Source organism: Anaerovibrio sp. (assembly GCF_024697385.1).
In the GTDB taxonomy this organism is placed as follows: Bacteria; Bacillota; Negativicutes; order Selenomonadales; family Selenomonadaceae; genus Anaerovibrio.
Window position 1 is genome coordinate 1 of sequence record NZ_JAILFV010000154.1, and the last position, 4,713, is coordinate 4,713.

The window sequence follows — 4,713 nt, forward strand, 5'->3', positions numbered from 1 at the left end:
TACAGATGGTTTTCCGCCTATTTTATCTACTAAATTAAATATGAACGAATCATCTTTTTCTATAATTGAGTGTATATTACAACAATAAAATTCAGTAGTGATAATTTTTATTGCTTCATCCTTGTTAATCATTCTCCATCAAATCCTTTGCAGTTCATTTTGAGAGGGTCGTATTTGATAAACAGATTTCAATCAAAAATTCGAGAAGCAGACTATAGTTCCGTCTTTTAATTGCTGAATGCGAAACCGTACCATGTCGCCTTTATGGCATCCTATATTTTGTTCAGGCTCATTTAGCAGAATGCCAGCTAATCTTGGCTCGTCAATTTTCTCAACTCTTACCCAACATCCTTCAGGCTTACAATCTTCTTTAATTAAATATACCAAAACATCATCAGGGTATTCGTCACTCCGACAAGAATCCAACAAAGTCATGTCACGAATTTTCTCTATATCTTCTGATGGCGCATACCCTTTTAGCATTTCTATCTTTTCCATATACCGAGATACATATTCTTCGGTACTATCAGCACTGTAAAATACACAGTCTTTCACTGCTCCTATTCTGATAAATGAACGTATCGTATTGTTCCCATTTTCAAAGTGAACACCACTACCACTTTTATTACCTAACGCTAAAATTTCAAGAGTTAAACCAGCAGTATGATCAATATACCCATAAACCAAGGCATACTCTGCATTCTTAGCCCCTGGGAAATCATTAGCAACACTTTTTAGCCGCTCTGTTAATTGCAAAATAATGAAATTATGATATAAACCACGGAAACCAATATCACTAGGATTCATACCGACCGTCTCCTCTCTTACATCTGAAGTTGAATTACCCTCCATATAATGAATTACGTTCTATCCTTGAAAAACTCCGCCCAGTAGGGATTTTCCCGGTCGAATATGTCCTTTTGTTCCTTAGTTAGCTTCCATGGATAATCTGAAAAAAGATTAAAGACTTTCTTTTTGTCGAAGCTAAAAAGATGTTCTCCTATTTTGCGTGGTTCATCTACCCAGTAAATTAAATCATCCTTATTTTCTTTGTAAAACTCATACTTAGCTGACACGCCCACGCACCCCCTTTTTTTAAAGGCATATTCGCTTAGATATCAACATCTAAAGGAGGGGTCTTATACATCCCCATTTCCTCTATTGTTTTACCTGTTTCTAAACATTTATTTATGTTCGCTATTACTTCCTCAGGAGGCCATTTAGAACACAGCGGAATAGTGGGGAAGGTAGCTTCCTCAAAAACATCATCATACTTTTTTACATATTCCCACATTTTGTCATACAGACTATCATCCATACTATAAGCCTCCCTTCTAGGTGAACGCCATCAATTTTTGATGTGTAATTTAAGTTAATCAATATTTATTATCTGTATGCTATCATTTTAGATTAAACTTGAAAAGACTTACCTGTGCAAAAATATAGCCAACATAGAAATCATTTGTTCTATGGGTGGCGTATGCCGTCGGAGCAGCTGCGCTCCGCACATAAAAAATATACCCCCCTTCCTGGATGTCCAGGAAAGAGGGTACATATCACTAGACCAGCCTTAATTATTATAAAAATTAATCCTCTTTCTTTAACATCCAAGGAGGTATTCCCATCAATTCGTATTTCTCTTGAATCCTCCAACCTTTACATTATTATTTCTCTAAAAAAGATTGTATGCTATTCAGCAATTTGGCTATCTCCACCATTTTAGAAATGGCATGAAAACAGTTATCTATATTTTCTTTTGGAACATTAGTGAATCCAGTCTCATAATGTAGCGCAGGCACATTAATCCTTAAAACCGTAGATTTCCCAGTAGGATGCGCAGAAATACCAGGCATCCCGTGACTATTTAACCATTCACAGATATATTCCAACTTGGCGATATTCTCCTTGCTTCTTGCAAAAACCAAGTCCACATAACCATTAGGCATTTTATGTATCAAATTAATTCTTTCGTAAGGAAAAGCAGTTCTGTACTCCACCCAATATCCATTGCTGGTATCCTTGGTGCGGATATCCAGCGTAGGATAATTTGCTTTCTGGTAATCACAGTATTGCTTGAAAAATTTGTTGGCTTCATCAATAACAGTTACCTGGGAAGGCCGTTTTGTCTTTTCCAGGGCCTGCATTATCTCTTGATAACGCAGATTACTCATGGCATTGTCCTTTATCTTGAAATACTCAGCACATTCCTCATAGGTAACATAATACTTGTAATTTTTCGCTTCATTATCAAACTGGTAGTATTTTTCCGGGCAAACAATAAATATCCGATAATCACTATATTCACCAGCGGCAACACCCTTATCTCCCCGCTTAATATATCTTTGATACTGTTCTGGCTGGGCAACGGCATCAATTTTGTCCTCAATAAGCAAAGTGTATTTTTTAGTGCCATCAGTCAGCATTATCATAATATCAGTTTCGCCAAGATCTGCATCAGTATTTGATAATTCCCCATGGATAGGCTTCAGCCCCTTATTGTGCCAGTCCGTCTTACTAAGAAAAAGTGCCAGAAATCCATTATCCGAAAGCAGACCTTGCATAAACATAACATCCATATCATGTTCAAAAACAGTACATAATGAGCATGTAATCTTATTAGCCATAATATAGTCCTCCTGCACCATTGATAAGAGTTCTGGCCTTTCTTAAGTCTAATTATACAACAATGATGGATTATTCAATCCGAATATTTCTCGTTAATTTCATCAAGCTTTTTTTGATATTCCTCTTTAGTAATGAGCCCTTGAGTTAAAAAGAAATCAATACACATTATTTGTTCTTCTTTTGTAACCTCAGCTGTTCCCACTACATTAACCCCCATTGAATGTGTCGAGTTTTCCTCCGACTTCATTTTACATATTTCATCCAAATGGGGAATCTTTGAGTCAAAAATATGCGGATTACGTTGCAAGCAAAAGCTTCTCCACCGCTGCAGCACATCAAGGAGCGTATCATCTAAATATAAATATGCTTTTTCTTTAATCCAATCAGGGATACCATAAGCAGCCTCAGCAATACTTCCAGTAATAGCTGCCAATGTATCACTGTCACCACCAAGGGATATGGCATTACGAATGGCATCCTCAAAATCCGTACTTTCCAAAAATGCTATTATAGCCTGTGGTACAGTGTCCTGGCATGTTTCATTAAACTCGTATGTAGGGCGAATCTCATCCAAAGTTTTTGAAAGATCATAACCATATTCCTTTTCAATATGGTTCTTTATACGTCTTTTACATTCGTCATGATTATCATGTATAGGTATATCAAAATCTCTATAATGACCAGTAAAATAAAAGCGACTTAAAAAAATTGCATCAGCAGTTGCCATGGCCCCCTTTATCCCCTCTGGATGATTATGGGTAACTTCGGCAGAAAGTTTTGCTCTGGCCCTTCCGTTACGGGGCCAACATCCAGTTCTCCCCATAAAGCCGCAATCCATCATCCAACCACAGGGAGAAACTCTCATAGCCGCCCCATTTCCGAAGCTGTTATATGGTTCACGAATATTTGAAAAAAGCCACATCCCAAATCTACAACCATATCCGGCATCAGGATACATTCTGCCGTACTTCTTCATAGCATCTATGAAATCGTCCTTTTCCCCACCGTTCATAATTGCTTCAGCAACGGCACATGTCATTACGGTATCATCCGTAAAAAAGCAATCCTCACGGAATAATGGAAATTTTTTTGTTTTAATATTATCCCACTCATAAACAGAGCCAACGAGGTCACCAATTATTGCCCCCAACATACAGATCACTCCATCCTAATTTAAAGTAATCATTTTGATCATCTATCTGATTTTACAGAAAGCATCCAATCGGGGATTTCCTGATAACCTTTTCCTTTTGATTTTTCCCGTACTTCTCTAAGGATGTCAATTCTTGACATTTCTCCAGTTTTTTTATCAACCTTAACAGGTGATGCGACTGAAGTAATTCCATTACTTTTCCAGACAAGATTAAATATATAGCAATCTTTTTCATCAAAAACATCACTAATATCGCATCGATCATGTACTTCTTCAACCATTTTTATTGCCTCATCTTTAGTAATCATTTTCAGAACCCCCACAATTTTTTCACCAGCGCCAACAGTTCATCTTCACTGTTATAGCGGTGTATCTTAAAATATTCGTTCCCGGAGAGCATGGCGGAAAGCTGTGTTTCATTAGGGCGGTAAAAGATATGTACTTCCTTGTTATGGGCTTCAGCATAAGCCAGCTCATAACCAACCCCAAGAGACACCTGGGTACACTCAGCCACCACAACATCACATTCACGAAGCCATGCCGTGTCCTGCTCATAAATTGCCTTATCCCCTTTATCTTCAACAATTGAAATGCTCAAATCCCCCACATGCTCAGTAAGGACCTGATGCTTTTCCTTTAAGGCAGCTATGACTTTACGATAGAGTTCCGCATCCTGTCTGCCACCACGAATGGAGCCAGCAAAATAAATTTTCATTGTCTGTACCTCATTTCATAATGTCTATTTAATCATTCTCAAAATATCCGTGTTCGCTGATGCCAAAAGAATAAAACTGGAGGGAAAGGTCATGGTGCCATGGGCCCTGGATATGGTTATGACCCTATCCTCCAAGGGCTCACGCAGGACCTCCAAAGCCTTCTTGCTGAATTCAGGCAATTCATCCAAAAAAAGTACTCCATTATGGGCCAATGTAACT

The 4,713-nt window shown here is 38.0% G+C and carries 8 protein-coding genes; all 8 read right to left on the bottom strand.

Going from position 1 to position 4,713, the window contains the following annotated elements; translation table 11 throughout:
• Positions 1 to 192: 192 nt before the first annotated feature.
• Positions 193 to 852 carry a hypothetical protein gene (locus K6C05_RS08420; protein ID WP_296733598.1) on the bottom strand — a complete coding sequence of 220 codons (660 nt, stop codon included), beginning with the start codon at positions 850 to 852 and terminating at the stop codon, positions 193 to 195.
• 8 nt (positions 853 to 860) lie between these two features.
• Positions 861 to 1,076: a hypothetical protein gene (locus tag K6C05_RS08425; protein ID WP_296733599.1), complete on the bottom strand. Its 216-nt coding sequence runs from the start codon at positions 1,074 to 1,076 to the stop codon at positions 861 to 863.
• Positions 1,077 to 1,111: 35 nt separating this feature from the next.
• Entirely contained in the window at positions 1,112 to 1,318 is a 207-nt protein-coding gene (locus K6C05_RS08430) for a hypothetical protein (RefSeq protein ID WP_296733601.1), read from the bottom strand.
• A 346-nt stretch (positions 1,319 to 1,664) separates the two neighbouring features.
• Complete coding sequence (locus tag K6C05_RS08435; RefSeq protein WP_296733603.1) at positions 1,665 to 2,624, bottom strand: PD-(D/E)XK nuclease family protein; 960 nt, start codon at positions 2,622 to 2,624, stop codon at positions 1,665 to 1,667.
• Positions 2,625 to 2,698: 74 nt separating this feature from the next.
• Positions 2,699 to 3,778: an ADP-ribosylglycohydrolase family protein gene (locus K6C05_RS08440; RefSeq protein WP_296733605.1), complete on the bottom strand. Its 1,080-nt coding sequence runs from the start codon at positions 3,776 to 3,778 to the stop codon at positions 2,699 to 2,701.
• A gap of 38 nt (positions 3,779 to 3,816) precedes the next feature.
• Positions 3,817 to 4,086 carry a hypothetical protein gene (locus K6C05_RS08445; RefSeq protein ID WP_296733608.1) on the bottom strand — a complete coding sequence of 90 codons (270 nt, stop codon included), beginning with the start codon at positions 4,084 to 4,086 and terminating at the stop codon, positions 3,817 to 3,819.
• Between the two features lie 2 nt (positions 4,087 to 4,088).
• Positions 4,089 to 4,493 (bottom strand): nucleoside 2-deoxyribosyltransferase, encoded by a 405-nt coding sequence (locus tag K6C05_RS08450; protein WP_296733610.1) that lies wholly within the window; start codon positions 4,491 to 4,493, stop codon positions 4,089 to 4,091.
• A 24-nt stretch (positions 4,494 to 4,517) separates the two neighbouring features.
• On the bottom strand, positions 4,518 to 4,713 hold a 196-nt coding region (locus K6C05_RS08455), incomplete at its 5' end, for an ATP-binding protein (protein ID WP_296733612.1).

What these genes read in the sequence shown, in the direction of transcription:
- K6C05_RS08420 (WP_296733598.1), bottom strand. Translation starts at nt 852, where the DNA reads ATGGAGGGTAATTCAACTTCAGATGTAAGAGAGGAGACGGTCGGTATG.
- K6C05_RS08430 (WP_296733601.1), bottom strand. Translation starts at nt 1,318, where the DNA reads ATGGATGATAGTCTGTATGACAAAATGTGGGAATATGTAAAAAAGTAT.
- K6C05_RS08435 (WP_296733603.1), bottom strand. Translation starts at nt 2,624, where the DNA reads ATGGCTAATAAGATTACATGCTCATTATGTACTGTTTTTGAACATGAT.
- K6C05_RS08440 (WP_296733605.1), bottom strand. Translation starts at nt 3,778, where the DNA reads ATGTTGGGGGCAATAATTGGTGACCTCGTTGGCTCTGTTTATGAGTGG.
- K6C05_RS08445 (WP_296733608.1), bottom strand. Translation starts at nt 4,086, where the DNA reads ATGATTACTAAAGATGAGGCAATAAAAATGGTTGAAGAAGTACATGAT.
- K6C05_RS08450 (WP_296733610.1), bottom strand. Translation starts at nt 4,493, where the DNA reads ATGAAAATTTATTTTGCTGGCTCCATTCGTGGTGGCAGACAGGATGCG.